Genomic DNA, 25,678 nt, shown 5'->3' with positions numbered 1-25,678 from the left:
ATGAAAGCGCAGCTAAAATCAAAACTGGATCTGGAAAAACATGTCCCTCTGCAGGATGTGATTCCTCTAGAGACCCCGTTCCTGCTTTACCTGGATCCGTCCAGCGCCTGCAATTTCCATTGCCTGTTCTGTCCGTCCGGGCATAAGGACATGATCAGCAAATCAGGCTATCCAAGAAGTGTGATGAGCCTTGAACTGTTCAAAAAGGTGATCCACGATCTCGCCGAATTTGAGAAGCCTGTCAAAGTCCTGCGCCTGAATAAAATCGGGGAACCGCTGCTCAACAGGAATCTTTCTGAAATGATCTGTTGCGCCAAACAGAGCGGAACTGTGGAACACATTGATCTCGCTACCAACGGATCTCTTTTTACGCACGAAAACATGAGCCGGCTGATTGAAGCAGGCCTGGACAGGTTGAACATCTCTGTGGAAGGCATGAACAGGGAGCAGTATCTCAAGTATGCCGGATTCGAGATCGACTTCGAAAAACTGGTGGAGAATATCCAGTGGCTCTATCCGAATCGGGGAAACTGCGAAGTGACGATCAAGATACCGGGAAATTATCTGAGCGAAGATCAGAAGAAGGAATTCTTCAATACTTTCGGGAATTTCTGCGACCGCATTTTCATTGAAGACATTGCACCGATCTGGCCTTTTTTTGATATTGAGGAGCATTCAGGCATTAAAATAGCCGAAGCAGAAGGGCAATATAAGCAGGCCTTGCAGAAAAAAGATACCTGTTCCTATATTTTCTATGCTGCTGCTGTGAACGCGGACGGCACGATCAGTGCCTGCTGCCCTGACTGGGCGCAGAAACTGATTGTGGGCGATGCCGGATCAGAATCGCTGAAAAACATCTGGCATTCGGAAAGATTCAATGCCCTGCGGAGGCAGCATCTTGAGGGCAAGCGTTGCGATAACGCCATCTGCAGCAGTTGCGGGCATCTGCATTACTGCCAGGTGGACAACATTGATTCCTACAGGGAGATGCTGTTGCAGAAATTCGGCGGTTATGAAAAGGAATGCCGGCCATGAGCGCTTGCGAGCTGATTCTGAAATGCCCGGCCTGTGAAGGAAATTCCCGCTATCTCCTGGACTGGGAATACAGCGGATTGAATGATTCCATCTTCAATTACACGGCCCGACTGTTTGAATGCCCGGATTGCGGACTGGTCTATAATTCAAACATTAAAGATCAGGACCTGGCTCATTTTTATGCCAATGAATGCTCGTATTTTGAAAAAACCCATTTCAACATCCTGGCTCCGGAAAACATCACAAAATTCAAATGCTATACAGAGATCCTCTCAGATTCCGGCTTGTCTGATACCCCAGTCACAGACATCGGCTGCGGCAGGGGCGGGTTTCTGATCTGGCTGAAAAAAAACAACTGGCAAGGCCATTGCCAGGGTGTCGACATTGACCTTAAAAGCATTCCCGGTTTAGACGAATCTGCCGGAACACGTGGCAAACGGATTGATTTCTTAGAGGGCCAGGCAGTCTCGCTCCCCTTTGCCGACGGATCGCAGTCTCTTTTAACTTATTTTCACGTGCTGGAACACATAGTAGCTTTAAATAAAGTGCTGGAAGAAGCTTTCCGCGTGTTGTCGAGGACAGGTTATCTGATGATCGAGGTCCCTGATGCGGAAAAATACAAAGACTATCCGATCGGTTCTGCTTTCTGGCTGAGCATCAGAGAACATGTTTATCATTATTCGCCTGACTCTATCTGCAATGCGTTAGGCAGGAATGGCTTCAACACCATCAGCATCAGCAGAAACATGCTGCCAACCCCTGAATTTTCCTATCCTTCGCTGATCATACTGGCACGCAAGGGAGGCCGGAAGAAAAGCACGGGCAAATGCAAAAGGCAGATCGCCTCATTCACTGTCCGGTCAAAAGAAGAATTGAAGACCCAGGCGCTGAAAGTTCAGAAATTCTGCTCACGGATTTCGCTCCCGACATTCTGGGGATGTTCGGCTGAGCTTTTCAGCTTGCTGCCTTTGATGAATTTACAGCAATTCAGATTATGTGATTCAAGCAGGATCAAGCAGAAATGCACTTACAAAGGGACTCCTGTCGTAGATCCTGCGGCAGTTCCCAGAAACGGGACATTGATAGTCGCTCCTTATCTGTTCGGAGCTGAAATCGAACAGGCTGCGCTTTTGCTTGGCTGGCCCAAAGAGGCAATTATTCGCTTGAGATGAGTAACAGGGAGGAGACAGATGCTGCCTGAAACATTGTATAAAACAGCTTCAGTTGATTTGCTGGTGAAGCGGATGACGCCTCTCGCTCTGGAAGTAGAAAAAGATTTCAGCCGCGGAGTCGCAATCTATGGAGCCGGGTTTGTGGGAACCTGGGCGGTTTCTTATCTTCAATCCATTGGAGCGACTGTAACTCACTTCATTGACAGAGATCAAAAGAAAACCGGCACTAAAATCCATGGAATCCCTGTGATACTGCCGACTGACCCGGCAGCAGCCTCAACACCCTCGATTTTCATCGCAGCCAGGCATGCGGTGAAAAGCGTTCAAAGCGCCATGGCCGGTCAAAATTACAACCTGATCTCTTTCGATGGGTACTATGTTGTCAGGAATTATCATAAGTTCAGCTTTGTGCGGGACAACTTCTTCACTGACGGAAAATCAGTTGAGACTTACAACGCGATTCTGACTGCAATGCTGACAAGTTCGCTGGACAGTTGTCTCTCTGTGATGGAAAAAGACATGTATTTCGCTCTGCCGGAATTCAGCGGTAACTTCGATGAAATTTTTGTCGACGCAGGCGCTTTTGTCGGGGATACGGTTGAGCGCTTCTTCTGGGAGAATCTAGGTACTTTCAGGCATCTCTACGCTTTTGAACCGGGCAGCAGGCAGTTCCAGGCAATGGAGCAGAGAATTTCCAGGCTTAAATCCGAGTGGGCGATAGGGGAAGATTATATAACCGCAGTCAGGGCTGGACTTGCAGATCAGAATGGACGCCGGATGTTTTCTTTCGTAGATGATTCACCGCTCAGGCACGGATTGACTGCAGAAGATCTTGATAAGCACAATTCAGACAGCATCGAAGTCTATGCTCTGGATTCATTTTTAAAAGGCAAGCCTGTCACATTCATCAAAGCCGATGTTGAAGGCATGGAAATGGAGCTTCTCAAAGGGGCGCAGGCGACGATCAGCCGCTTCAAACCTAAACTGGCCATCTGCGTGTACCATTACCCGAGCGATCTGATCGAAGTGGCCGAGTTTGTGCGGAGCCTGGTGCCTGAGTATAAATTCAGCCTAAGGCTGCACGCGCCGATATTTGGCGATTTTGTGCTGTACTGTTATTGCTGAGCAAAAGAGAGCTGATGGAGGAAAGTGAAATTGAAAAATCCGATTGAGCAGTTTCGTGAGGAAGCGATCGAGAGAACCGCAACTTATCAAGACAACAAACCTCTTCAGGATGCATCCCGGGCATTTTTCGAGCAGATCGGCGTCGGCAAGACCAATTATGTGTTCAATTTTTTCTGGCTGGGCGTACCCATAATTCAAATCCCGCAGGATCTGCAGGCCCTGCAGGAAATCATCTGGGAAGCAAAGCCTGACCTCATCATAGAAACCGGGATCGCCTGGGGCGGGTCTCTGGTTTTCAGCGCTTCGATGCTGGCGATTCTTGAAGCGTGCGGTCTGATCGAGAACGGGCAGGTGCTGGGGATCGATATTGAGATCCGAGCCCATAACAAGGCCGCTCTCAAAGCCCACCCGCTCAGCAGGATGATCACCATGCTGGAAGGGTCAAGCAGCGATGGACAGATCATCGCGAAAGTGAAAGAGTTTGCAGCTAAGAAAAAAAGAGTGCTGGTCTGCCTGGACAGCAACCATACCCATGATCATGTCCTGGCCGAACTAAGGGCATATGCGCCTCTGGTAAGTCTCGGCAGTTACTGCATGGTGGGAGACACTGTGATTGAAGACGCGCCTGAATACATGACTGCCAACCGGCCCTGGAAAAAAGGCAACAACCCAAAAACCGCAGTCAGGCAATATTTAACCGAAAATCATGATTTTGTAATCGATAAAACAATAGATTCCAAGCTGGTCCTGACCGGTTCGCCGGACGGATATCTGAAACGGGTGAAAATATGAGGACTGGGCGCAGGCGGAAATGAAAGAGATAAAAATCCTGCACATAACTCCACATCTAGGCGGAGGTGTGGGGAGAGTTCTTCTGAATTACCTCGAAAAAGTTAAAGGAACCGGTTTTTCCCACAAAGTCATCTGCCTCGAATATGCGAACGAAAAAGCGATTCTTGCTGCGCAGGTCTCTGGATTTTCCCTGTCAGACAAGATGTCCTCCAATCACGATGGAATTATGGCTGAGGTTGAAAAAGCGGACATTGTCCTGGTTCACTGGTGGAATCATCCTCTTTTAAATGCATTTCTGGTGCGTGAATCCCTGCCTCCCGCACGGATCATTTTCTGGAGCCACATCTCAGGATTTCACGCTCCGTATGTGTTCAGCAGGCCTGCGCTCAACTATCCTGATCTTTTCGTGTTCACATCGCCTTTCAGCAGAGACACTCAGGAAGTAAAAAAACTGCCTGACGCACGGCAGAAGGCCTTGCGGGTAATCTGGTCAACCGGCGGCATCGAGCATGTCGCCTCAATCATGCCGAAACCTCATTCAGGATACAGAATCGGTTATATCGGCACAGTCGATTACAGCAAAATGCACCCTGGCTTTTTAAAAATGAGCAGCCTGGTGAAGATACCTGATGTTCATTTTGTGATCGTTGGCGGACCGAGTGAACGGAAGATTCAGGAAGAATCCCTGCAGTATGAAATGGGAAAGCGCTTTACTTTTACAGGCTATGTCGGCAGCATCAATCAGTATCTGTCAGAATTTGACGTGTTCGGCTATCCTCTTGCGCCGTATCATTACGGCACTTGCGAGCAGTCCCTCTGCGAAAGCATGGCAGCGGGCGTACCGCCTGTAGTTCTTTCGAACATGACTGAACGCTACATTGTTGACGACCATGTGACCGGGATAGTCGCGGCAGGCGAAGAATCATACGCAGCTGCGATTGAAGAATTATACCTGAACCCTGATTTGCGCAGAAAACTGTCCGACAATGCAAGAGCCGCTGCCAGGCGCAGATTTTCCCTGGAAAAGATGGTGGACAGCTGGGATGACGCTTTCAATCAGGTGCTGAACCTTCCGAAAACCAAAAGAGAATGGACCGGCAGATACGCAGGAAAAACCGTATCCCCGGCACATGTCTTTTTAGAGTCACTGGGCGAATCCGGATTGGAATTCCAGGCCAGTTTGAATGCAGAGACGGAATCAGAGAAAAAAGCGGCTGCCGAATCCATCAGAAAGCTATATGGGACTTCTCCTTTGTGGAGGTCTGATACCAGGGGAAATCCCCATCACTATCATTATTTTTTCCCTGAAGACGGCTATTTGAAGTTATGGTGTGATCTTGAGAAGATGGAGTGAATAATCGGAATTTCAGATGACTCTGCTTAAAAAAAACATTATCGCCAATTATTTCGGCCAGGGCTGGACAGCCCTGATGGGACTGCTGTTTGTCCCGCTCTACATCAAGTATCTGGGCATGGAGTCATATGGCCTGATCGGGATCTTTGCCATGCTGCAGGCCTGGCTGACCCTGCTCGACATGGGGATGACCCCGACTCTCAGCCGGGAAATGGCTCGCTTCAAAGGAGGTGGGCATGATTCTCAATCCATCCGCGATCTTCTGCGCAGCATTGAAGTCATTGCATTCACGATCGCAGGCGTGACCGCCCTCTCCATCTGGGCTGCCTCTGGCTGGCTGGCTTCAGGCTGGCTGCGGGCGGAAAAACTTCCTGTCGAAACCGTAGCACAGGCCTTTGCCGTGATGGGGATAGTTACTGCGCTGCGGTTTGTGGAAGGCATCTATCGCAGCAGCATAGTCGGCCTGCAGCGGCAGGTGATGCTTAATGCAGTAATGAGTTTCATGGCTACAGTCCGGGGGCTGGGAGCTGTCGGGATCCTGGTCTGGGTTTCCCCGACGATTAAAGCTTTTTTTATCTGGCAGGGGCTGATTTCCATCGCCACAGTCGCAATCTTCATGGCAGCAGTGTACAGAGCCTTGCCCAAATCTCCTCTACAGGCCAGATTTTCCAAATCTGCGCTCCTGAACATCTGGCGCTTCGCTGCCGGAATGGTTGCGATCACCTTTCTCTCATTGCTGCTCACTCAGGTGGACAAGGTGATCCTCTCAAAGCTTCTGAGCCTGGAAGCATTCGGCTGCTACTGTCTCGCGAACACGGTAGTTTCCATCCTTACCTATATAGTATCCCCGATTGACCAGGCCTTTTTTCCCCGTCTGACTGACCTCATCACGACAGGTAACGAAAAAGGCCTGATCGGGGTTTATCATTGCGGGGCTCAAATGGTGAGCGTGCTTGTCGGTTCAGCGGCAATGATCCTGATCGTGTTCGGGGAACAGGTGGTGGCGCTCTGGACAGGCAACCCGAAGCTGGCGCTGGATATCGCGCCACTGGTTGCCCTGCTGGCCCTGGGCACCATGATCAACTGCCTGCTGCATTTCCCCTATAATCTCCAGGTCGCTTACGGCTGGCTGAGTCTAGGCATAAAAAACAACATCGCAGCCATGATTATCCTTGTCCCTGCCATATTCTGGGCCACCTCCCGCTATGGTGCAATCGGCGCAGCCGGGGCATGGGTTGCGCTGAACATAGGCTATCTGATCGTCCCGGTTCATATCATGCACCGCCGTCTGCTGTGCGGAGAAAAATGGCGCTGGTATCTGTGGGACCTGATTTTACCGCTTGCCTGCGGAGCAGGCACTGTCACAGCTTTCAGATTCATGACTCCTGCAGCTTTGTCCAAGCCTCTGGAATTTGTCTGGCTGGCTGCTGCATCCCTCACCACTGCCGCAGTCTCGACTCTAGCCACCACGGATTTGCGGAAATTGATTCTGGATGTCTTGAAAAGGAGATTGATCCATGTCTGAAAAAAAGGTTCAGGATAAGCAGCTGGTCCTGTCAATCATCATCCCGACCAGGGAACGTGCAGATACGCTCTTCTACACTCTGAAGACATGCGTGGATCAGGATTATGATCAATTCGAGATAATTGTCAGTGATAATTTCAGCAACGACAACACCAGAGAAGTGGTGGAGTCGTTCCAGAGCCCTAAAATCAGATATTTCAACACCCAGGCCAGAGTCAGCATGTCTGACAACTGGGAATTTGCTTTAAGTCAGGCAGCAGGTGACTTTATCACCATCATCGGCGATGACGATGGTTTTATCCCGGGCGCAATCAGCAAGGCAATGGCATTGCTGGGTAAAACCGGAGCCAGCGCTCTGGTCTGGGACAAAGTCGAATACTGCTGGCCTGACCACATAAATCCGGAATTCAGAAATCTGCTGAAAGTCTGCCTGGTCGATGCGGTTTATTACGTGCGCAGCAGCCAGAAACTCCGCAAAGTCATGAACTTCAGAGAGGGCTATACCAGGCTGCCCTGCTTATACAACGCAATTATCCGCAGGGAGTGTGTGGAAAAAATCAAAAAAGCTTCAAAAAACAAGCGGTTTTTCAACTCAATCGCGCCTGATGCTCACTCCGGAATCGTGTTAAGCCGGGTGATCGACAGATATCTGTGGTCCCGCTATCCGTTTTCCGTTAATGGAGCTTCCAGGCACAGCAACGGAACTGCTTCCACAAACCCGAATCTTGATCTCAAAGATTCTCCGGCCCAAAAATTCATCCAGGAAAACAAAATCCAGTTCGACCAGAGGTTGAAACTGGCACCGACAGTGATTACAACCGTAATGGGCGAATACCTTCAGGCCAGAGAATTTAATCCGGGTCTCGGATTTACTGAGCCTGACTGGAACACATACATTAAAGCCCTTGTCAAAGAAGCCAGGACATCCCAGTGGTCTCTCCAGATCATGCAGTCGGCAGTGCATACCGCGACTGCGTTGAATCTGAAATGCCCTGGATCTGTTCCAAAGAATGCGGCTGCAAGCAGGAAAAACAGCTTGCCCAGCGGGTTTGATGAAGACTGGTTGACACTCAGAGCGCCGGCTGGAACCATCAATAATGTTGAAGATGCCTGTCGTTTTGCAGGATGCCTGCTGAGCGACTCTCCAAAGTTCAAACGCTCGTTGCGGATCGACATGCTGTCCCGCTTTTACAGGCAGCTGATTTCCCTTTTGAAACAACTTTATCGCAGTCTGTGATGGAAAAATGAAAAATAACTTAAAAAAAATCTACCGGGTTCTCTCATCCCAGTTCGGGATTGATCCCAGGCGCATGCTGAATTCGATCTGCAGTTTCCCCCGCTTTTTGCGTGATTACTATCGTTTTAAATCGAACTACACCGGCGCTCTGGAAATCCGGCCCTGTCTGCTGGACTGGTTCGAAGAAAGCGGATCTACAGAGGACGATTATTTCTGGCAGGATTTATATGTAGCCCGGAAAATATTCGCGGCAGCCCCTGATAAGCATGTTGACATAGGCTCCAGGGTAGACGGTTTTGTGGCCCATGTAGCAAGTTTTCGGGAAATCGAGGTTTTTGATATCCGGCCTATTACTGCGAAAGTGCCGGGTGTAACCTTTAGACAGGTTGATTTGATGAATCCTGTCAATCTCTCAAATTACTGTGATTCGCTTTCCTGTCTGCATGCCCTGGAACACTTCGGGCTTGGCCGGTATGGCGATCCGATCGACCCTAAGGGCTATGAATCCGGGATTCATAACATGGCTCAGATCCTTCGTGATGGCGGGGTGCTTTACCTGTCTGTCCCGATCGGCAGCGAACGGGTTGTATTCAATGCTCACCATGTCTTCGATCCGCTTACGATTCTGAAGATTGTTGGAGAGAACCGACTTGTTTTACGCGAATTTACATTTTTTTCTGAAGAAAGAGGCTTGATTGAGCTGGAACCAACGCGTGAAAATCTGGCTATGCTTGGGAAAAAGCATTATAATCTTGGCATATTTACTTTTTTGAAGGGAAAATCGCGATGAAAAAAAATACTGGGGAACCTGCTTTATTCCATCAGGCAGAAGGAGAAACATGATTGTAAAACCAATCAAGCTAGATAGCTGGGTACAAAAAATTATTGTTGACCCTTTGAGCAAAGAACCATTGTCAATGGACGAGGAGAATAATTTCCTTGTTTCATCCTATGGTCGAAAGTACCCTGTCAAAGGTGAATTATTCGATCTTAGACTTCTTAATAATGAAACCACAACAGATCAGAGAGTATGGAAAGAGGGACAACGTGAATATGAAAGATTTTCCACAAGTTTAGCTTCTCATGACCAAGAGCAAGATTACTTCGCAGAAATTGAAGGAGTGCGAGAGGTCTATGAAGATATATCTGTAGAGGGTTGTTGTTTGGATGTTGGGGGCTTCCAGGGAAGGCTCAGACAGTTCCTCTCCCCTGACCAGGACTATATAACCTGCGATCCTTTTATGAATGGGTTTGATAATCTGGATAAACAGCCGAACTTGCTCAAGGCTTATCCATTTTTGCTTGATCCTGTAAACTTCGTCTGTTGCGACGCTGAGTTCTTACCATTCAAATCGGCCTTTTTTCAGACTGTTCACATGCGATCTGTAATTGACCACTTCCTTTCCCCGGAACTTGCGCTCAATGAAGCATACAGGGTGCTCAGACCTGACGGCGCTCTGATAGTGGGATTACTCGTTCACGGCGGAAAACAAGGCAAACCTGACATTAAGTTTTCTGTAAAAAAAATTATCAAAGACACATTAGTCGCTGGGGGAATAAAGAGATTCAAGGACTATCATGTTTGGCATCCTACTTATAAAGAGTTAATCAACCTAATCTCAAATTGTGGTTTCAGTATCGAAAAAGTGCATTGGCAAAAGGGATATGACGATACGGTATGTTATGTTTATGCTGGAAAACGCTTAGGTCTGACCAAGCGCTCCACGTGAAGCATATCGATATCCGCTTTCGCGTGGATGGGTTTGTGCCACATGAATAAAGTGATTGCCATCATCCAGGGAGGACTCGGCAATCAGCTGTTCGGCTACGCCGCTGCCAGACGCCTGGCCCTTGTAAACAAAGCGGAACTTGTGATCGACGATCTGACCGGATTTGTGCGCGAAAAGCAGTTCGGACGGAAATACAGCCTGGATAAATTCAGTATTTCAGCACGAAAGGCAACGGCCGCGGAACGGCTGGAACCATGCGGACGTTTACGCAGAGCTTTGATGATCAGACTGTCCAGGCTGAAACCATTTGAGTTGCGCAGATATCTCGAGCAGGAGCAGAATGATTTTGATCAGAGACTGCTCGATTTCAAAGTGAACGATACAGTCTATCTGGATGGATACTGGCAAAGCGAAGGCTATTTCAAGGATGTGGAACAGTTCATCAGGAAAGATCTGATGATTAAAAAGCCTGAAGATAAAACCAACCGGGATGCCGCAGAGCAGATCAGGGGTTGCAATGCCGTGGCAGTCCATGTCCGCTGGTTTGATGCGCCGGGCTGCATTTCTTCCCTTAACCTTTCAGCCGGTTATTATCAGCGGGCGATCGGCTTGATGGATCAGAAACTTGCAGATCCCCGCTATTTTCTGTTTTCAGACGATCCTGAGCCTGCGCTGGCGAAACTGACTCTGCCTAGAGACCGGACCACTATTGTTTCGCATAACCTGGGTGATGAAAATGCATCAGCAGACCTCTGGCTGATGTCGCAGTGCAAACATTTCATCATAGCCAACAGCACATTCAGCTGGTGGGGAGCGTGGCTTTCCGGCCACGACTCCAAAATTATCATAGCTCCTGACCTTCGGTTGACTGGAATCACTTCCTGGGGCTTTCCCGGACTGATCCCGGAATATTTCACTCTGGTATAATGAGGCTAGGTGACTGGAATGACAAAAAAACAAAAGTTAATAAATCGGATCGCCAGATCATTTTTCAATCTGCTGCCGCAGAGAAGCTGTCTTTTATATCGGGCCAGCAAAAAATATCTGGATAGATACAACAATGACAACAATGACGACATGCAGTCCAATGGCGAACTGGCCTTTCTAAAGCAGGAATTAAGCGTTGATACAGGGATTGTGTTCGATGTGGGCGCTAATGTGGGAGACTGGGCTAAACTGGCGCTGGAAATCAACAGTAAAATTTCCCTGCATTGCTTTGAGCCAAGCTCTGCCACATTCGATATTTTAAAGAATAATTCATTCCCGCCGAATGTTTTTTTAAACAATGTCGGCCTCGGTGACACGTCAGGTGAACTGGAACTTCAGATTGCCGGTGAAGGCTCAGGCGCAAACTCTATTTACCAGAGACGGGGAGTGCTCGATAACATCAAGTTCAAGGCAGAGAAGATAACTGTTTTGACTTTGGATGATTACTGCTCCACCCACAATCTCAAACAAATCGACTTCTTGAAGATTGATGTTGAAGGCCATGAACTGGCTGTATTCAAAGGAATGCGGGAAATGCTCAAAAAAGGACAGGTGAAAGTGATCCAGTTCGAGTATGGTGGAAGCTATCTGGATGCAAGAATTCAGCTTGGAGATATCTGGGAGCTTTTCAGTTCACTTGATTATTCGTTCTATAAAATATTCCCGGCAGGACCTGAACGCATCTTGAAATACAGTCAGGATCTGGAAACATTTCAATATTCCAACTGGGTCATCAGGCATAACCAGCATTTTCAAGGGGGATCCAGATGAATCGTCCACTGGTTTCTGTGATTACGAGTAATTATAATTGCGCTGGCTACCTTCCGGGCTGTGTGAAGTCGGTTCTGAATCAGACAATTGATTCATGGGAGCACATAATCATTGATTGCGGCTCCACTGATAATTCCCGGGAAACGCTGAAATCACTAATGCATCCATGCTTACGGGTTATCCATGAGGATTTTTGCGCTGTAGCCAGGGCGCGGAACATAGCCATCCAAAAAGCAGAGGGGGAATTCTGTGCAATTCTGGATGCTGACGACCTGGCACTGCCAAATCGCCTGCAATTGCAGACCGAATTGCTGCAGAAGAACCCGGATCTGGTGGCTGTGGGTGGCGGCTTCAAGATGGTTTTCCTGCAGGACCCCTCCCGGAAGCAGACAGGCTCCCGCAAAATCAAGAAGCTTCACTATCCCTGCAGGCACAATGAATTGATGCTCTTTCTGCGTGCCCTGCTTACCCCGATCGGGCATTCAATTTTCACCTTCCGCAGAAGTGTCTTCCAGGAGATCGGCGGGTATCGCGAGGCCATGGAGAAGTCCGAGGATTATGACCTCATCCTGCGTTTTGGCCTGCATGGAAAATTGGCAAGCGTGCCTGAACAGGTCGGTATCATTCATTATGGAAGAGACTGTTCACATACATCTCGGATTCGACCTCAAGGGAGAGATGCGCTGTATTACACCGTTTCCTCCCTTCTACTCAACATTTCCTGCTTGAATGGATTGAAGTGTACTCAGCAGGAGATCGAAAAGTGGCTTGACAGCATTGGAGAACAAGGCATCAATGCCTTAAATGGACTGTGGCTCTGGAATGTTTTGATCAAATCAGGGATCCATTTATCATTTGCAAGTCTCGTGTATTTTTTAGGAGGGCTTAAACGCTGCCTGCCTTCAGTGATTGCCTGCCGCAGGCAGCCCTGGCTGTCTTCAGGCAGCAGTCCTGAAAACATCTTGAAAGAATGCATCGTTTCCGCTCAGAATCGATGATTTGGATGGGTGAGCCATGAATTATTTTGTGACCGGAGGAGCTGGTTTTATCGGGAGCAATCTGGTGGACCGGTTGCTGAAAGACGGACACACAGTGACCGTGTACGACAATTTCTCCACAGGCCAGATCAGATTCCTGGAAAACAGCCGGACTTTTTCTAAATTCACTCTGGTCAAGGGTGATTTACTTGATCCTGAGGGACTGATCAAGGCGATGAACGGAGCTGATTTTGTTTTCCATTTTGCCGCCAATGCGGATGTCCGCTTCGGCACGGAGCATCCCCGGAAAGACCTTGAACAGAATACTGTCGCCACATTCAACGTGCTTGAGGCAATGCGGAAAAACAGCGTCCGGCGGATCGCATTTTCATCTACAGGCTCCATTTACGGAGAGCCGGATAAGTTCCCGACCCCTGAAAACGCGCCCTTTCCAGTTCAGACTTCGCTCTATGGCGCTTCCAAACTGGCAGGAGAGGGGCTGATCCAGGCCTATTGCGAAGGATTCGGGTTTCAAGGCTTCATCTTCAGATTTGTTTCGATCCTGGGAGAGAGATACAGTCACGGGCACGTTTTTGATTTTTACAGAAAACTGCTTGCCGATCCCGGCAAATTATTCGTGCTTGGCAACGGACATCAGAAAAAATCATACCTATACGTCGAAGATTGCATTGAAGCCATGCTGCTGGCAATTGAAAAATCAAAAGAAAAAATCAACATTTTCAATCTGGGGACTGATGAATTCTGCGAGCTTAATGATTCCATTGCCTGGATCACGGGCTGCCTGGGACTGAAACCGGAACTGGAATATGCCGGTGGGGAGCGGGGCTGGATCGGCGACAGCCCGCTGATTTATTTAGACACAGGTAAAATCAGATCATTGGGATGGCAGCCTAAGCTGACAATCAGGGATTCAGTCCTCAAAACGCTTGGTTATCTGGAGCGGAACAAGTGGCTGCTGGAGAAAGTAAAATGAAAGTCTGCGTCTTTGGATTATGGCATCTGGGATGCGTTACAGCCGCCTGTCTGGCTGAACTTGGTTTCAATGTGACCGGGCTTGATTTTGATCAGGCCAATATTGCTGATCTGCGGATGGGCAAAGCACCTTTATCTGAACCCGGGCTTGATGATTTAATCAAAGAAGGGCTGAAAAGCGGCAGACTATCTTTCAGCAGCGAAGCATCTGCTGCTTTAAACGGGATAGATGCCTTGTGGGTTACTTTCGATACTCCTGTTAACGAGAATGATGTGGCTGATCCCGGCTTTATTGAAAATATGCTGATGTCGATAGCACCCAAATTGAAAAGCGGAGTAAAAATAATTATTTCCTCGCAGGTTCCAGCCGGTTTCACTAAAAAATTAAAAGCAGCAATCAATAAAATGGACCCTGGCAGAGAACTTTTTTTTGCCTATTCACCTGAAAATTTAAGGCTAGGCAAGGCAATCAAGGTGTTTCTGGAACCTGACCGGATTATAATCGGTTCCCTGCCTGACGAGAAAGCCTTGTTCACGCCTTTATTTTCAGCAATCAGCAGTAGGCTGGAGTGGATGAGCATTGAATCCGCGGAAATGACTAAACACGCCATCAATGCATTTCTGGCTGCCTCGGTCTCTTTTGCCAATGAGATTGCAGTGCTCTGCGAAAGCGTGGGTGCTGACGCTAAGGATGTGGAGCGCGGCCTGAAAACGGAAGACCGGATCGGACCCAAGGCATACCTCAGCCCTGGCGTTGCTTTTTCAGGAGGCACTCTGGCAAGGGACATCGTGTTTTTGTCTGAAACAGGCAATAGCTTTGATCTTCCACTGCATCTGATCAAAGCGGTCAAGGAAAGCAACGACTTTCATAAAGGCTGGGTTCAGAGAAAATGCCTGGAAATTTTCGGCGGGCTGTCAGGCAGGCAGATGGCTGTACTGGGTTTGACTTATAAGCCAGGCACCGACACCTTGAGAAGGTCATTCTCAGTCGAACTTTGCTGCTGGCTGAATCAACAGGGCGCTGTGATCAAAGCATTTGATCCAAGTATCAAAGAATTACCCGGCAGTTTAAAAGGTGTACTGTCAATAGCTGACAGCATCAAAAATGCGGTCCTGGGAGCAGACTGCATGATAGTAGCCACAGAGTGGCCTGTGTTCCGCGAACTGGATCCGGAAACGATCAGAGAAATTTCAGGGTGTGTTGTAATCGATCCGAATGGTTTCATTGAAAAACAACTGATTGGCTGCAGCGGCATCAATTACGTGCGGGTGGGGAGGCAGAAATGAGGCTTTTTAATCGCAATGCTGTAATCACAGGCGCCAGCCAGGGATTCGGGCTGGCTGTTGCCAGAGAATTCATTCAGGAAGGCGCCTCAGTGGTGATCTGTGGCCGGGATTTGTCAAAGCTCAAACAGGCTGCCAAGGAACTATCGGCGATTGCCGGACCTGACCAGAAAGTGATCGCTGTGCAGGCAGACGTTTCCCTTGAATTGGATGTCAAAAAAATCGTCGAAAAAAGCCTGAAAGAATTGGGCCGCATTGATATTTTAGTGAATAATGCGGGTGTATACGGACCCAAGGGGTTGCTTGAGGAGATCGATACCGGTGAATGGGTTAAGGCTATTGAAATAAACCTTTTAGGCGTATTTTTCACCTGTAAACATTTCCTTCCTCATCTGAAAAATAATAATTCCGGCAAAATCATCAATCTGTCAGGCGGAGGTGCGACCAATCCCCTGCCAAGGATCAGTGCTTATGCTGCCTCCAAAGCCGCAGTAGTGCGTCTGACTGAAACTCTGGCTGAAGAGTACCGCGATTTCGGGATAGACATCAATGCTGTGGCGCCTGGAGCTCTGAACACCCGCCTGCTGGAAGAAGTCTTGGAAGCCGGGCCGCAAGCTGTGGGAGAGCCTTTTTACAAAAAAGCTCTGAAACAGAAAGAAACAGGAGGCATTCCCCTGGAAAAAGGGGCTAGCCTGTGCGCCTATCTTGCTTCAGCCGAAAGTAACGGCATTACGGGAAAATTGATCAGTGCGGTCTGGGATCCGTGGGAAACACTGCAGGAACATGCTGCTGATCTGCAACGCACTGATGTTTATACACTGCGCAGGATTGTGCCTACCGACCGCAATCTGAAATGGAGCTGAAAACATGAATATTGCGATAATCGGCTGCGGGCTGATCGGCGAAAAAAGGGCTCGATCTCTGATGGGACATCGCATCGTGGCCACTGCTGACACTGATCTGAAACGGGCAGAAAAAGTTGCACAGCTTGGTAAATGTTCTACTTTTTATGCTGACTGGAGAAAGGCGGCAGCACATCCTGAAGTTGAACTTGTAATTGTGTCTACAACAAACGACTGGCTGACTCCGATAGGGCAGTATGCGCTGGAACACCATAAGCATGTGCTGGTTGAAAAACCTGCCGCACGTTCAGCCCTGGAATTGAAGCCATTTCTGGAACTGTCCCGAAAGTCTGACTCCAGAGTGAAAGTTGGTTTCAACCTGCGCTGCCATCCGGCCATGCAGAAAGCACGTGAAATAATCGACAGCAAAGTCCTGGGGGAACTGATGTTTGTCCGTGGCCGCTATGGCCACGGCGGGAGAATCGGCTACCAGAAGGAATGGCGTTCAGACCAGGCAATTTCCGGCGGGGGGGAGCTTCTGGACCAGGGTGTCCACCTGATAGACTTGGCACGGTGGTATCTTGGCGATTTTGAGAATGTGACAGGCTTTGCCCCAACCTATTTCTGGGAGATGCCGGTTGATGACAACGGCTTCATGGCCCTGCGCACTGCAGGCGGAAAAATGGCCTGGCTGCATGTGTCCTGCACTGAATGGAAAAACATGTTCTGCCTTGAAATATATGGCAGGACTGGTAAACTGCAGATCGAAGGCCTCGGAGGCAGCTATGGCATGGAACGCCTGTCGTTTTACAGAATGCTGCCTGAAATGGGACCACCGGAAACGACAATCTGGGAATATCCCGGTGAGGATAAATCCTGGCAGCTTGAATTCGCTTCATTTACGGCAGCGATTGTTAACGGGAAACCGCTTTGCGGCGATCTGGAAGACGCTTATCGGGCTCTGTCTATCGTTGGCGAAATATACAGGAGTAAGCTCAAATGATTATCACCCGCAGTCCGCTTCGGATAACTTTCGGGGGAGGTGGTACAGACCTCCGCTCTTACTATGAAAATCACGGCGGCTTTCTGATCGCCGGCGCGATCGATAAATATGTCTACATAACGCTGCACAGGATCTTCCCTCCCGGCTATATAATCAAATACTCCCAGATGGAACACACTGAAGACGTAAACGAGATCAAGCATCCCATTATCCGTGAATCGCTCAAGCTGCTTGGTTTCAAAAAAGAGTATTTTGAGCTGACCAGCATGGCCGACATACCTGCCGGTACAGGCCTTGGTTCCTCAGGCAGCTTCACAACCGCGCTGCTTAAAGGGCTGCACACTTTCCGCAGGAACCTGATCCACCCCAAAGAGCTGGCCGAACAGGCCTGCCATGTGGAAATAGACCTGCTCAAGGAGCCGATCGGCAAGCAGGATCAGTATATAGCCTCATACGGAGGCATTACCTGTTTTGAGTTTGAGAAAGACGGTACGGTAAAGTCATATCCACTGGGCATCAGCAAGGAAACACTCTATGATCTTGAAGATAACCTTCTGCTTTTTTTCACAGGTTATTCCCGCTCAGCCTCATCCATCCTGAAAGAACAGGACGACCAGAGCAAAAAATCCAGCACTGACATGATCGAGAACCTGCACTTTGTAAAAAAACTTGGATTTGAGAGCAAATCCGCACTTGAAACCGGTAATGTGATGCACTTTGCCGAGCTGATGAATGTGCACTGGGAATTCAAGAAAAAACGCTCAGGCGCCATGTCCAATCAAAAAATAAACGACTGGTATGCTCTGGCCCTGCAGAACGGAGCTATCGGCGGCAAGCTGATCGGCGCAGGCGGAGGCGGATTTCTGATGTTCTACGCCAAGGACACCGCCAAACTGCGCCATGCCATGATCAATGCAGGGCTCGAGGAAGTGCGTTTCAGATTTGATTTTGAAGGAACCAAGGTGCTGACTACATGAGCCTGCCTGTGGCAATTCTGGCAGGAGGGCTGGCGACACGTCTGCGGCCTCTGACAGGGCAGATGCCCAAGTCATTGATCGAAGTGGCAGGTCTGCCGTTCATTGTCCATCAATTAAAGCTTCTGCGTCAGAACGGACTGACTGAGGCAGTTCTCTGCCTGGGCTATCTGGGAGAGCAGATTCAGGCGGAAATAGGCGACGGCCAGCGGCTGGGCATGCGGATAACCTGTATTTTCGACGGCCCGGAGCTTCTCGGGACAGGCGGAGCGCTGCGGAGAGCATTGCCTTCGCTGGGAAATGCTTTTTTCATGCTGTACGGCGATTGTTATCTCGAGTGTGATTATCAGGCAATTGAAAAAGCGTTTCATGAAAAAGGAAAACTGGGGCTGATGACAGTGTTCAAGAACATGAATCAATGGGATAATAGCAATATTGTTTTTGAGAACGGACGGATCGTGAGTTATAATAAAATCAACCGGGTTCCGGAAATGAAGCACATTGATTATGGAGTAAGTGTTCTGCAGGCTGCAACTCTGTCGGATTATCCTGCCGGCAAGCCGTTTGATCTGGTTACAGTCTACCAGGATCTCCTGTCCCAGAATCAGCTGGCCGGTTTTGAAGTATACGAGAGGTTTTATGAGATCGGTTCGCCGGCCGGCCTGGAAGAGACTCGCCGGCATATTTCAGAAAAGGAGCATGGAACATCATGAATTATACAGAGCAGCACTTGACGGAACTGACAGCTATTGCAGCAAAACTGGATGCAGGTTCGATTGAACGGATGGTATCTCTGCTGGCTGCTCTGCGCGAGCGCGGAGGACGGCTGTTTTTTCTGGGAATCGGCGGCAGTGCGGCCAACTGCTCGCACGCTGTGAATGATTTCCGTAAAATCACTGCGATTGAAGCCTATGCTCCGACTGACAATGTCTCAGAACTGACTGCCAGGGCCAATGATGATGGCTGGGCAAGCATCTTTGTGGAATGGCTCAAGGGAAGTCATCTTGATAAAGAAGACATGATCTGCATCCTGTCCGTAGGGGGCGGAAATCTGGAAAAAAATGTAAGCCCGAATCTTGTGACTGCACTACAGTATGCCAGGCAGATCGGTGCGCAGGTGATAGGCATTGTCGGACGCGATGGTGGTTACACTGCCAAAGTTGCGGATGCCTGCGTCGTAATTCCAACAGTTAATCCGGAAACAGTGACTCCTCATACTGAAGCGTTTCAAGCAGCGGTCTGGCATCTGATGGTGTCCCACCCTGCGTTGAAAAAATCCGCTACAAAATGGGAATCAGTCCGCTGATGAGGCGGGCGGTTTTTCTTGACCGCGACGGTGTCATCAACCGCGCTCTGATGCGTGACGGCAAGCCATATCCTCCGCATGACCTTCTGGAACTTGAGATTCTGCCCGGCGTTGAGGCGGCACTGAAGAGTCTGCACGATGCCGGGTTCAAACTGATTGTTGTGACTAATCAGCCTGATGTGGCGAGAGGATCGCAGACACGTGCGATGGTGGAAAAAATAAACGCCGAATTGCGGTCAAGTCTGCCGATTGATGATTTCAAGGTCTGCTATCACGATGACTCTGATCAATGCCAATGCCGCAAACCCAGAACAGGGTCGCTGGTGAAGTCAGCCCAGGAATTTGGAATCAGCCTGAAAGAAAGTTTCATGATCGGTGACCGCTGGCGTGACATTGAAGCCGGGCGGAACGCCGGCTGCAGGACGATTTTGATTGATTATCATTATACTGAACTGAAACAGGTTGAGCCGGATTGCAGAGCCTGTAATATCACAAGCGCAGTGGAATGGATTTTCAAGCAGAAAGGAGAATCGAATGAAGAAAATTGAGGATTTGAAAGTAAAGATTTTTGCCGATGGCGCTGACAAGGCCGGCATGCTGGAAATGTACGCTAAACCGTTCATCAAGGGCTTTACCACGAATCCGACTTTGATGTGCAAGGCCGGAATCAAGGATTATCGCGCCTTTGCCCTCGATATACTGAAGTCAATTCCAGACCGGCCGATTTCTTTCGAAGTGTTTTCCGACGAATTTTCCGAGATGGAAAGGCAGGCGAAAGAGATAGCAGGATGGGGGAAAAACGTCTATGTCAAGATCCCGATCACTAATACGCGCAGGGAACCATCTTACGACCTGGTCCGCCGTCTGAGCCACGCCGGTGTCAAATTGAATGTCACTGCAATGATGCCGCTATCCCAGGTGCGTGATCTGGTGCCGTGTCTTTCAGGTGGCGCGCCGGCCAATGTCTCAATTTTTGCCGGCCGGATTGCAGACACCGGACGCGACCCGGTTTCACTGATGGCTGCGGCAGTGGAGATGTTAAGGGATCTGCCTAATGCAGAACTTATCTGGGCCAGCCCGCGCGAACTGCTTAACATTTTCCAGGCTGATGCAATCGGCTGCCACATCATTACAGTCACCAACGATATTTTAAAGAAATTACCGCTGATCGGTAAGGATTTAAACGATTATTCACTGGATACGGTAAAACTGTTTTATAACGATGCCCAGAAAGCGGGTTTCAGTCTATAGGGTCCAGTGAAGTCTCTTTGTTTTTGCGCCGCTGTTCAGCTTGAAGTTCTAGCTGTCCTCCTATCGCTACTTTTGCCAGAAATTCAAACGTTTCCGCAGCACAGCGTTCCCAGGAGAATTTTTGAGCCTTGGCATAAGCCGCCTGTGCTGCTTTCATCCTCAATTCCGGTGACTCCACCATATTCTTGATGGCTGTCCCGATGCTTGAGGGATTATCGGGGTCAAAATACGTTCCAGCTTCCCCCAGTACTTCAGGCATAGGCCCGTGATTGGAACAGGCAATCGGCAGTCCTGCAGACATGGCTTCCATCAGAATGATCGGCAGATTCTCACAAGTGGAGGCAAAAACAAACAGGTCGGCCCCCTTGTAACACTCTACTAGATTCTCATAATTCACGGCACCAAGATATCGGATTATCGTATTTTCCGGATCATTCGTCCGGAGCGCCTTCATCAGTCTGGGTAAAGCCGGCTTATAGGCAGGGCCGACAAGATCCAATACCACCGGCAGGCCCTCTTTTCTCAATTTTGCAACTGCTTCGACCACTAACCACTGATGCTTGTAAATATCGATTGTGGAAACATACAGGATGCGAAATGGAGTGGAAAAAGAGTAACATTCACGCGGTTTTGCAACCCGCGGTTTCATCATGAACCTGGCTGCAATGCCGTGAGGAATAATCACAGTCTTCCCGTTAACTGATTTTATGGATTTCATCACTACATCATTGGCATAGCTGGTCAGGAAAATCAATCCGTCAGCATTTCTGAACGTATGTCGCTGCAGCACGTAAAAAATGACGAGTCGCAGCAATCCCTTAGACATTCCATATCTCATGGATTCCTTCCATTCGAAAGGGAGCATGTTCTGGGACATTACCGCATATGGTCTGAAAGATCCGGTGTAGATGCAGCCAGGTGCGAAAAGAAGGTCGAATTTCCCTTGGTTGAGCAGTTTAGTCAGCTTGAATTTTTGCCAATATCTTCTTACAAGATTAAAGCGATCGAGTTCCGGCTGGTACTGACATTCAAGCCAGGGCCGTTTTTCCAGTTTGGCGAGCGTTGAACTGCCGCCCCAGACAATTACCTTTTCAAAACCGTATTTTTCAGGCTGCGCTGCCCTCAATAATTCCACAAGATGTGTCAGACAGCCGCCTGTGCGGATGTTGGAGGCGTCAATTCCTATTTTCATGTCTGCTCCGGGAAAAACAGAATAGAGATTGAATTGTCACGGGATTACCTTTCAAAGTTCGAGAGATCTATCAATAGTGGACACCAACTTGGTTTTACTGTCAATAGTGAATAATCAGTCCGGAAGGGGTATAATTCTACGAAATTGCATGCTAACCAGGGGGAATCATGATCGGATTGATTTTAGCCGGAGGGTCAGGCAGCCGTCTCTGGCCGCTGTCGCGGGAATTGTATCCGAAGCAGCTGCTAAGCCTCGGCGACGAACTGAGCCTGATCCAGCGCACTGTAAAAAGGCTGCTGCCTTCCATACCTGCCGCGAAAATCCATGTTGTCACCAGCCATCAGCACAGGGACGGCATACTCAACCAGCTTTCAATGATCGACAAGGCTCTCGCTTCCAACCTGATCATCGAACCGATGGGAAAGAATACTGCTCCGGCCATCCTGCTCTCAGCCCTGTATCTCTCGGCGAAATTCGGGCCGGATGAGGTGGTGGCTGTGATGCCGGCTGATCATGTGATTGGGGATGAAGCTGCCTTCAATTCCTTTTTAGAGCGCGCCGAACGCACTGCAGCGGCTGGAAAAATCGTGACTTTCGGGGTGATCCCTGATTCCCCTGCCACAGGCTTTGGCTATATAAAAGGCGGGCAGACACAGCTTGCAGAAGGCGTATTCCCTGTGGAGCGCTTCTGCGAAAAACCTGACCTGAAAACAGCCGAAGGATTTCTAGCCTCAGGCGATTATTACTGGAATGCCGGCATGTTTTTCTTCAAGATCAGCACAATGCTTTCCGAAGCCCAGAAACTCCTGCCCGACATGTACGGAAAACTTTGCGGCATCAATCCGGCTGACCTTTCAGAGGTCACTGACGCTTATAACGCCATCGAAAACATTTCCATCGATTACGGGATCATGGAAAAATCCCGTCTGATCGTGGTGATTCCGGTTGAATTCAAATGGAACGACATCGGCGACTTCGATGCCATCCATGAACTGTCGGCGGATAAGGACGAACACGGCAATGTCGCAGTGGGAAAGATCGCCCAGCTCGACTGCAAAAACAGCCTGCTCCTTAGTTCCGGGAGATTGATCGGAGGAATCGGTCTTGACGGTATGATCGTTGTCGATTCCGAGGACGCCACTCTGGTCTGCCCCAGAAACCGCAGCCAGGACGTCAAGCTCCTCTGCCAGCTCCTGAAAGCCCGGGGAGATGTGGAATCGATCATGCACAGGACGATTTACCGGCCGTGGGGCTATTCCACCACATTGTTTGAAAACCCTGGATTCGTGCTCAAACGGATCGTGGTCTATCCGGGTAAGAGACTTTCCCTGCAGCGGCATTATCACCGCTCAGAGCATTGGGTGGTAGTCGGCGGATCAGCGAAAGTCACAAAAGGGTCGGAAGAATTCCTGCTCTCCCCTAACGAGAGCGTTTATATTCCCGCCACATCCTTTCACAGAATGGAGAACCCTGGAAAAATCGACCTGCAGATCATAGAAGTGCAGGTCGGCGATTATCTGAAGGAAGACGACATCGAGCGGATCGAAGACGATTATGGACGATAGAACGGATGGGAACAGTCATTACGGCCGGTCGCCACAGCTTTCCTGATCGAATAAGCGAGGTCCACTGAGGCTTTGACGTCCCTGACGCCGAAACCGTTTCCGTTCAGGATCTCCCTGTAACTGTCAGTGTGCAGATTTGTAAAGCCTTCTGAAAATTCGATTTCCCGTCCGTCCACGGTCAGCGAGCGGTAAGTAGGCTTTCCAGCGGCTTCATGCGGCAGATCGCTACTGTCGATTGACAAAAACCATTTCACCCTGGCCCGCTCAAGTTCCAGGAAACCGGCAGCTTTTCTCTCTTCAGTAAGATGCACCTCAGAATGCTCCACTGCGCCGAAAATCCAGATCAGCATGTCAAAAAAATGAATTCCGATATTTGTGGGCAGGCCTCCGGACTTTGCCATTTCACCTTTCCACGAATACAGATACCATTTGCCTCTCGAAGTAATGTAAGTCAGCACAATTTCTTTCTTGTTCCCGCGATAGTTTTCCATTTCGCTCTTGAACGAGCGGATCGCGGGGTGCAGTCTCAACTGCAGGATGGTATTGATCCTCTTGCCGCTTTCCTGCTCCAGTTCCGACAGAGCTTCGAGATTCCAGGGATTGAGCACAATCGGTTTCTCGCAGATGGCATCGGCTCCGATCCGGAGCGCAAAGCGGATATGGGCGTCGTGCAGATAATTCGGGGAACAGATCGAAACATAATGGATTCTCTGTTCACCTCCTTTACGCTTCAGCTTCTCGGCGTGCCTGTCGAAACGCTCGAATTCCCTGAAATATTCCACTTCTTCGAAATAGCTGTCCATCACTCCCACCGCATCATGAGGATCTGTGCTTGCCACCAGGTTGTTGCCTGTCTCCTTGATGGCTTTCAGATGCCGGGGAGCAATGTATCCAGCCGCGCCGATCAATGCGAAGTTCTTCATAATTTCCTCATTTCCAAGATGCTTACCAACCTGCTAACTTCATAACTCTATCTCATCGGTCACGCCCCAGCGTGACATTATGATTTACCTTTCTTCCTGTATTCCGTATACTTCCTGCTCGAACCCCTGACAATGCGGGCCGGATATTTTTCAGCGTTCTTTCTGATCTTATCTTTCATGGCCTCTGAAATATCGATTCCGAGCACATTGGCCATTCCAAGGGCATAGACGATGATGTCGGAAAGTTCTGCCTGAACTTCCAGGAATTTTTCAGTGTCAGCAGCGATCTTCTTCGATTCTTCCGTATCTGACCACTGGAAATGCTCCATCAGTTCAGCGGCTTCAATCGCAATCGACATGGACAGATTTTTTGGGCTGTGATACTTATCCCAGTCCCGTTCCGCGACAAAAGAGCGGATGATCTGCTTGATTTCTTCGAAAGTGGTTTTATCGTCAGGCATCTGTTCGGATCCCCTTCAGGATTTCCACGATTTTCTCGCTGGCATGGCCGTCTCCATATGGATTGACGGCCTTCGACATTTTATCGTAAGTTGCCGAATCGTCAAAAAGACAGCAGATGCCGTCATAAATTTTCTGTTCAGTTGTACCTACCAGACAGGCAGTACCGGCCTCGACGCCTTCCATGCGCTCGGTCACATCCCTCATCACCAGCACCGGTTTACCCAGAGCCGGCGCTTCTTCCTGGATTCCCCCGGAATCAGTCAGCACGAAATACGATTTCTTCATCAGCCAGACGAGCTTAGGGTATTCTAAAGGTGGGGTAAGGATCAGATTTGGAAGACCGGACAGGATCTGCCGGACCGGCTTCTGCACATTGGGATTAAGATGCACAGGGTAAACAAAGAGGGCTTGCCGGTACTTTTCTGCCGCTCTTCTGATCGCACGGCAGATGCTTTCAAAAGGATCTCCAAAACTTTCCCGCCTGTGCCCTGTAATCAGCACTATTCTGGATTTATCCGCTGCCAGCCGGCCAAAGCCTGGATAAAACGACTCGTAGTATTTCAGGATCGCTGCTTGGTCCTGCGTTTTTTCAAGGATTTCAAGCGCAAGCAGCAGCGCGTCGATCACTGTATTTCCAGTCAGGTGGACATTGTCGATGATCCCTTCCCGCTCAAGGTTCAACCTGGCTCCCTCTGTCGGTGCGAAGTGATAAGTGCTGAGGTGGCCGGTCAGGCGGCGGTTCAACTCTTCAGGGAATGGGGAATAGGGCTGATGGCTTCTCAACCCGGCTTCCAGGTGCGCGACCGGGATTTTCAGGTAAAAAGAAGCCAGCGCTGCGGAAAATACGGTGGTCGTATCTCCCTGGACAAAAGTCAGGTCCGGTTTTTCCTGTATCAGGACTTTTTTCAGGCCTGTCAGTGCTCCTGCAGTCAGAGCAAAAAGATCCTGGCCCGGCTTCATCAGGTCCAGGTCATGGTCAGGCCTGATCTGGAAAAACGACAGGACCTGGTCCAGCATTTCCCTGTGCTGGGCGGTCACTGCGATCCTGACGTCGAAATCCTGCACTGCCCGGCATTTCCTGATCAGCGGCGCGAATTTGATCGCTTCAGGCCTGGTTCCAAAAATAAAGAGCATCTTTTTAGGCTTGAGCATTGATCAATTATAATCCTGCAGGCTAA

The 25,678-nt window shown here is 49.3% G+C and carries 26 protein-coding genes; 22 read left to right on the top strand and 4 right to left on the bottom strand.

Going from position 1 to position 25,678, the window contains the following annotated elements; translation table 11 throughout:
* The 21 genes from PHW04_02725 (at position 1) to PHW04_02625 (ending at position 20,358) form a co-directional block, all read left to right on the top strand.
* On the top strand, positions 1–1,035 hold the full coding sequence (locus PHW04_02725; GenBank protein MDD2714790.1) for a radical SAM/SPASM domain-containing protein: 1,035 nt from the start codon (positions 1–3) through the stop codon (positions 1,033–1,035).
* Positions 1,032–2,207 carry a class I SAM-dependent methyltransferase gene (locus PHW04_02720; GenBank protein ID MDD2714789.1) on the top strand — a complete coding sequence of 392 codons (1,176 nt, stop codon included), beginning with the start codon at positions 1,032–1,034 and terminating at the stop codon, positions 2,205–2,207. The genes PHW04_02725 and PHW04_02720 overlap by 4 nt, the downstream gene beginning before the upstream one ends.
* 18 nt (positions 2,208–2,225) lie before the next feature.
* Positions 2,226–3,332 carry an FkbM family methyltransferase gene (locus PHW04_02715; protein MDD2714788.1) on the top strand — a complete coding sequence of 369 codons (1,107 nt, stop codon included), beginning with the start codon at positions 2,226–2,228 and terminating at the stop codon, positions 3,330–3,332.
* Between the two features lie 135 nt (positions 3,333–3,467).
* The gene (locus PHW04_02710) at positions 3,468–4,124 is read left to right on the top strand and encodes a cephalosporin hydroxylase family protein (protein ID MDD2714787.1); all 657 of its coding nucleotides are present in this window, start codon (positions 3,468–3,470) and stop codon (positions 4,122–4,124) included.
* Between the two features lie 19 nt (positions 4,125–4,143).
* The gene (locus PHW04_02705) at positions 4,144–5,478 is read left to right on the top strand and encodes a glycosyltransferase family 4 protein (GenBank protein MDD2714786.1); all 1,335 of its coding nucleotides are present in this window, start codon (positions 4,144–4,146) and stop codon (positions 5,476–5,478) included.
* 16 nt (positions 5,479–5,494) lie between these two features.
* Positions 5,495–7,003 carry an oligosaccharide flippase family protein gene (locus tag PHW04_02700; protein MDD2714785.1) on the top strand — a complete coding sequence of 503 codons (1,509 nt, stop codon included), beginning with the start codon at positions 5,495–5,497 and terminating at the stop codon, positions 7,001–7,003.
* Positions 6,996–8,240 carry a glycosyltransferase family 2 protein gene (locus tag PHW04_02695; protein MDD2714784.1) on the top strand — a complete coding sequence of 415 codons (1,245 nt, stop codon included), beginning with the start codon at positions 6,996–6,998 and terminating at the stop codon, positions 8,238–8,240. Before PHW04_02700 ends, PHW04_02695 begins: the two co-directional genes overlap by 8 nt.
* Before the next feature lie 7 nt (positions 8,241–8,247).
* Complete coding sequence (locus tag PHW04_02690) at positions 8,248–9,030, top strand: DUF268 domain-containing protein (GenBank protein MDD2714783.1); 783 nt, start codon at positions 8,248–8,250, stop codon at positions 9,028–9,030.
* Positions 9,031–9,079: 49 nt separating this feature from the next.
* Positions 9,080–9,970 (top strand): methyltransferase domain-containing protein, encoded by an 891-nt coding sequence (locus PHW04_02685; GenBank protein ID MDD2714782.1) that lies wholly within the window; start codon positions 9,080–9,082, stop codon positions 9,968–9,970.
* A gap of 42 nt (positions 9,971–10,012) precedes the next feature.
* Positions 10,013–10,897, top strand: coding sequence for an alpha-1,2-fucosyltransferase (locus tag PHW04_02680; protein ID MDD2714781.1), 885 nt, complete (start codon positions 10,013–10,015; stop codon positions 10,895–10,897).
* Positions 10,898–10,915: 18 nt separating this feature from the next.
* On the top strand, positions 10,916–11,728 hold the full coding sequence (locus PHW04_02675) for an FkbM family methyltransferase (protein MDD2714780.1): 813 nt from the start codon (positions 10,916–10,918) through the stop codon (positions 11,726–11,728).
* Entirely contained in the window at positions 11,725–12,726 is a 1,002-nt protein-coding gene (locus tag PHW04_02670) for a glycosyltransferase (GenBank protein MDD2714779.1), read from the top strand. The genes PHW04_02675 and PHW04_02670 overlap by 4 nt, the downstream gene beginning before the upstream one ends.
* Positions 12,727–12,742: 16 nt before the next feature.
* Positions 12,743–13,699 (top strand): NAD-dependent epimerase/dehydratase family protein, encoded by a 957-nt coding sequence (locus tag PHW04_02665; protein MDD2714778.1) that lies wholly within the window; start codon positions 12,743–12,745, stop codon positions 13,697–13,699.
* Complete coding sequence (locus tag PHW04_02660) at positions 13,696–14,985, top strand: nucleotide sugar dehydrogenase (GenBank protein MDD2714777.1); 1,290 nt, start codon at positions 13,696–13,698, stop codon at positions 14,983–14,985. Before PHW04_02665 ends, PHW04_02660 begins: the two co-directional genes overlap by 4 nt.
* Complete coding sequence (locus tag PHW04_02655) at positions 14,982–15,845, top strand: SDR family NAD(P)-dependent oxidoreductase (protein ID MDD2714776.1); 864 nt, start codon at positions 14,982–14,984, stop codon at positions 15,843–15,845. The genes PHW04_02660 and PHW04_02655 overlap by 4 nt, the downstream gene beginning before the upstream one ends.
* A gap of 4 nt (positions 15,846–15,849) precedes the next feature.
* Positions 15,850–16,827 carry a Gfo/Idh/MocA family oxidoreductase gene (locus PHW04_02650; GenBank protein MDD2714775.1) on the top strand — a complete coding sequence of 326 codons (978 nt, stop codon included), beginning with the start codon at positions 15,850–15,852 and terminating at the stop codon, positions 16,825–16,827.
* Positions 16,824–17,804: a galactokinase gene (locus tag PHW04_02645; GenBank protein ID MDD2714774.1), complete on the top strand. Its 981-nt coding sequence runs from the start codon at positions 16,824–16,826 to the stop codon at positions 17,802–17,804. The genes PHW04_02650 and PHW04_02645 overlap by 4 nt, the downstream gene beginning before the upstream one ends.
* Positions 17,801–18,514 (top strand): nucleotidyltransferase family protein, encoded by a 714-nt coding sequence (locus tag PHW04_02640; protein MDD2714773.1) that lies wholly within the window; start codon positions 17,801–17,803, stop codon positions 18,512–18,514. The genes PHW04_02645 and PHW04_02640 overlap by 4 nt, the downstream gene beginning before the upstream one ends.
* Complete coding sequence (locus tag PHW04_02635) at positions 18,511–19,107, top strand: SIS domain-containing protein (GenBank protein MDD2714772.1); 597 nt, start codon at positions 18,511–18,513, stop codon at positions 19,105–19,107. Before PHW04_02640 ends, PHW04_02635 begins: the two co-directional genes overlap by 4 nt.
* Positions 19,089–19,655, top strand: a complete 567-nt coding sequence (locus PHW04_02630; protein ID MDD2714771.1) for an HAD family hydrolase — start codon at positions 19,089–19,091, stop codon at positions 19,653–19,655. Before PHW04_02635 ends, PHW04_02630 begins: the two co-directional genes overlap by 19 nt.
* Complete coding sequence (locus tag PHW04_02625) at positions 19,642–20,358, top strand: transaldolase (GenBank protein MDD2714770.1); 717 nt, start codon at positions 19,642–19,644, stop codon at positions 20,356–20,358. The genes PHW04_02630 and PHW04_02625 overlap by 14 nt, the downstream gene beginning before the upstream one ends.
* On the opposite strand, the gene PHW04_02620 is transcribed toward PHW04_02625, so the two are convergent.
* A complete protein-coding gene (locus PHW04_02620) occupies positions 20,348–21,550 on the bottom strand; it encodes a glycosyltransferase family 1 protein (protein ID MDD2714769.1) in 1,203 nt (400 codons plus the stop codon). The two genes, PHW04_02625 and PHW04_02620, sit on opposite strands and share 11 nt — an antisense overlap.
* Positions 21,551–21,717: 167 nt before the next feature.
* On the opposite strand from PHW04_02620, the gene PHW04_02615 reads away from it, so the two are divergent.
* A complete protein-coding gene (locus PHW04_02615; protein ID MDD2714768.1) occupies positions 21,718–23,115 on the top strand; it encodes a mannose-1-phosphate guanylyltransferase/mannose-6-phosphate isomerase in 1,398 nt (465 codons plus the stop codon).
* On the opposite strand, the gene PHW04_02610 is transcribed toward PHW04_02615, so the two are convergent.
* From PHW04_02610 to wecB, 3 genes are all read right to left on the bottom strand, one after another.
* The gene (locus PHW04_02610; protein MDD2714767.1) at positions 23,103–24,038 is read right to left on the bottom strand and encodes a Gfo/Idh/MocA family oxidoreductase; all 936 of its coding nucleotides are present in this window, start codon (positions 24,036–24,038) and stop codon (positions 23,103–23,105) included. The genes PHW04_02615 and PHW04_02610 overlap by 13 nt on opposite strands.
* Before the next feature lie 77 nt (positions 24,039–24,115).
* Positions 24,116–24,499, bottom strand: coding sequence for a nucleotide pyrophosphohydrolase (locus PHW04_02605; GenBank protein MDD2714766.1), 384 nt, complete (start codon positions 24,497–24,499; stop codon positions 24,116–24,118).
* Positions 24,492–25,652 (bottom strand): UDP-N-acetylglucosamine 2-epimerase (non-hydrolyzing), encoded by a 1,161-nt coding sequence (gene wecB / locus PHW04_02600; GenBank protein ID MDD2714765.1) that lies wholly within the window; start codon positions 25,650–25,652, stop codon positions 24,492–24,494. Before wecB ends, PHW04_02605 begins: the two co-directional genes overlap by 8 nt.
* Between the last annotated feature and the right edge of the window lie 26 nt (positions 25,653–25,678).

It is taken from the genome of Candidatus Wallbacteria bacterium (assembly GCA_028687545.1).
Classification (GTDB): Bacteria; Muiribacteriota; JAQTZZ01; order JAQTZZ01; family JAQTZZ01; genus JAQTZZ01.
Note: the sequence above shows the minus strand (reverse complement) of the source record. Positions and strands in the feature narration are given on the sequence as shown.

Coding starts and splice junctions, on each gene's coding strand:
- PHW04_02625 (MDD2714770.1), top strand. CDS start 19,642: ATGAAGAAAATTGAGGATTTGAAAGTAAAGATTTTTGCCGATGGCGCT.
- wecB (MDD2714765.1), bottom strand. CDS start 25,652: ATGCTCAAGCCTAAAAAGATGCTCTTTATTTTTGGAACCAGGCCTGAA.
- PHW04_02660 (MDD2714777.1), top strand. CDS start 13,696: ATGAAAGTCTGCGTCTTTGGATTATGGCATCTGGGATGCGTTACAGCC.
- PHW04_02720 (MDD2714789.1), top strand. CDS start 1,032: ATGAGCGCTTGCGAGCTGATTCTGAAATGCCCGGCCTGTGAAGGAAAT.
- PHW04_02705 (MDD2714786.1), top strand. CDS start 4,144: ATGAAAGAGATAAAAATCCTGCACATAACTCCACATCTAGGCGGAGGT.
- PHW04_02645 (MDD2714774.1), top strand. CDS start 16,824: ATGATTATCACCCGCAGTCCGCTTCGGATAACTTTCGGGGGAGGTGGT.
- PHW04_02665 (MDD2714778.1), top strand. CDS start 12,743: ATGAATTATTTTGTGACCGGAGGAGCTGGTTTTATCGGGAGCAATCTG.
- PHW04_02680 (MDD2714781.1), top strand. CDS start 10,013: ATGAATAAAGTGATTGCCATCATCCAGGGAGGACTCGGCAATCAGCTG.
- PHW04_02670 (MDD2714779.1), top strand. CDS start 11,725: ATGAATCGTCCACTGGTTTCTGTGATTACGAGTAATTATAATTGCGCT.
- PHW04_02675 (MDD2714780.1), top strand. CDS start 10,916: ATGACAAAAAAACAAAAGTTAATAAATCGGATCGCCAGATCATTTTTC.
- PHW04_02630 (MDD2714771.1), top strand. CDS start 19,089: ATGGGAATCAGTCCGCTGATGAGGCGGGCGGTTTTTCTTGACCGCGAC.
- PHW04_02635 (MDD2714772.1), top strand. CDS start 18,511: ATGAATTATACAGAGCAGCACTTGACGGAACTGACAGCTATTGCAGCA.
- PHW04_02610 (MDD2714767.1), bottom strand. CDS start 24,038: ATGAAGAACTTCGCATTGATCGGCGCGGCTGGATACATTGCTCCCCGG.
- PHW04_02655 (MDD2714776.1), top strand. CDS start 14,982: ATGAGGCTTTTTAATCGCAATGCTGTAATCACAGGCGCCAGCCAGGGA.
- PHW04_02725 (MDD2714790.1), top strand. CDS start 1: ATGAAAGCGCAGCTAAAATCAAAACTGGATCTGGAAAAACATGTCCCT.
- PHW04_02695 (MDD2714784.1), top strand. CDS start 6,996: ATGTCTGAAAAAAAGGTTCAGGATAAGCAGCTGGTCCTGTCAATCATC.
- PHW04_02640 (MDD2714773.1), top strand. CDS start 17,801: ATGAGCCTGCCTGTGGCAATTCTGGCAGGAGGGCTGGCGACACGTCTG.
- PHW04_02650 (MDD2714775.1), top strand. CDS start 15,850: ATGAATATTGCGATAATCGGCTGCGGGCTGATCGGCGAAAAAAGGGCT.
- PHW04_02685 (MDD2714782.1), top strand. CDS start 9,080: ATGATTGTAAAACCAATCAAGCTAGATAGCTGGGTACAAAAAATTATT.
- PHW04_02605 (MDD2714766.1), bottom strand. CDS start 24,499: ATGCCTGACGATAAAACCACTTTCGAAGAAATCAAGCAGATCATCCGC.
- PHW04_02715 (MDD2714788.1), top strand. CDS start 2,226: ATGCTGCCTGAAACATTGTATAAAACAGCTTCAGTTGATTTGCTGGTG.
- PHW04_02620 (MDD2714769.1), bottom strand. CDS start 21,550: ATGAAAATAGGAATTGACGCCTCCAACATCCGCACAGGCGGCTGTCTG.
- PHW04_02615 (MDD2714768.1), top strand. CDS start 21,718: ATGATCGGATTGATTTTAGCCGGAGGGTCAGGCAGCCGTCTCTGGCCG.
- PHW04_02700 (MDD2714785.1), top strand. CDS start 5,495: ATGACTCTGCTTAAAAAAAACATTATCGCCAATTATTTCGGCCAGGGC.
- PHW04_02690 (MDD2714783.1), top strand. CDS start 8,248: ATGAAAAATAACTTAAAAAAAATCTACCGGGTTCTCTCATCCCAGTTC.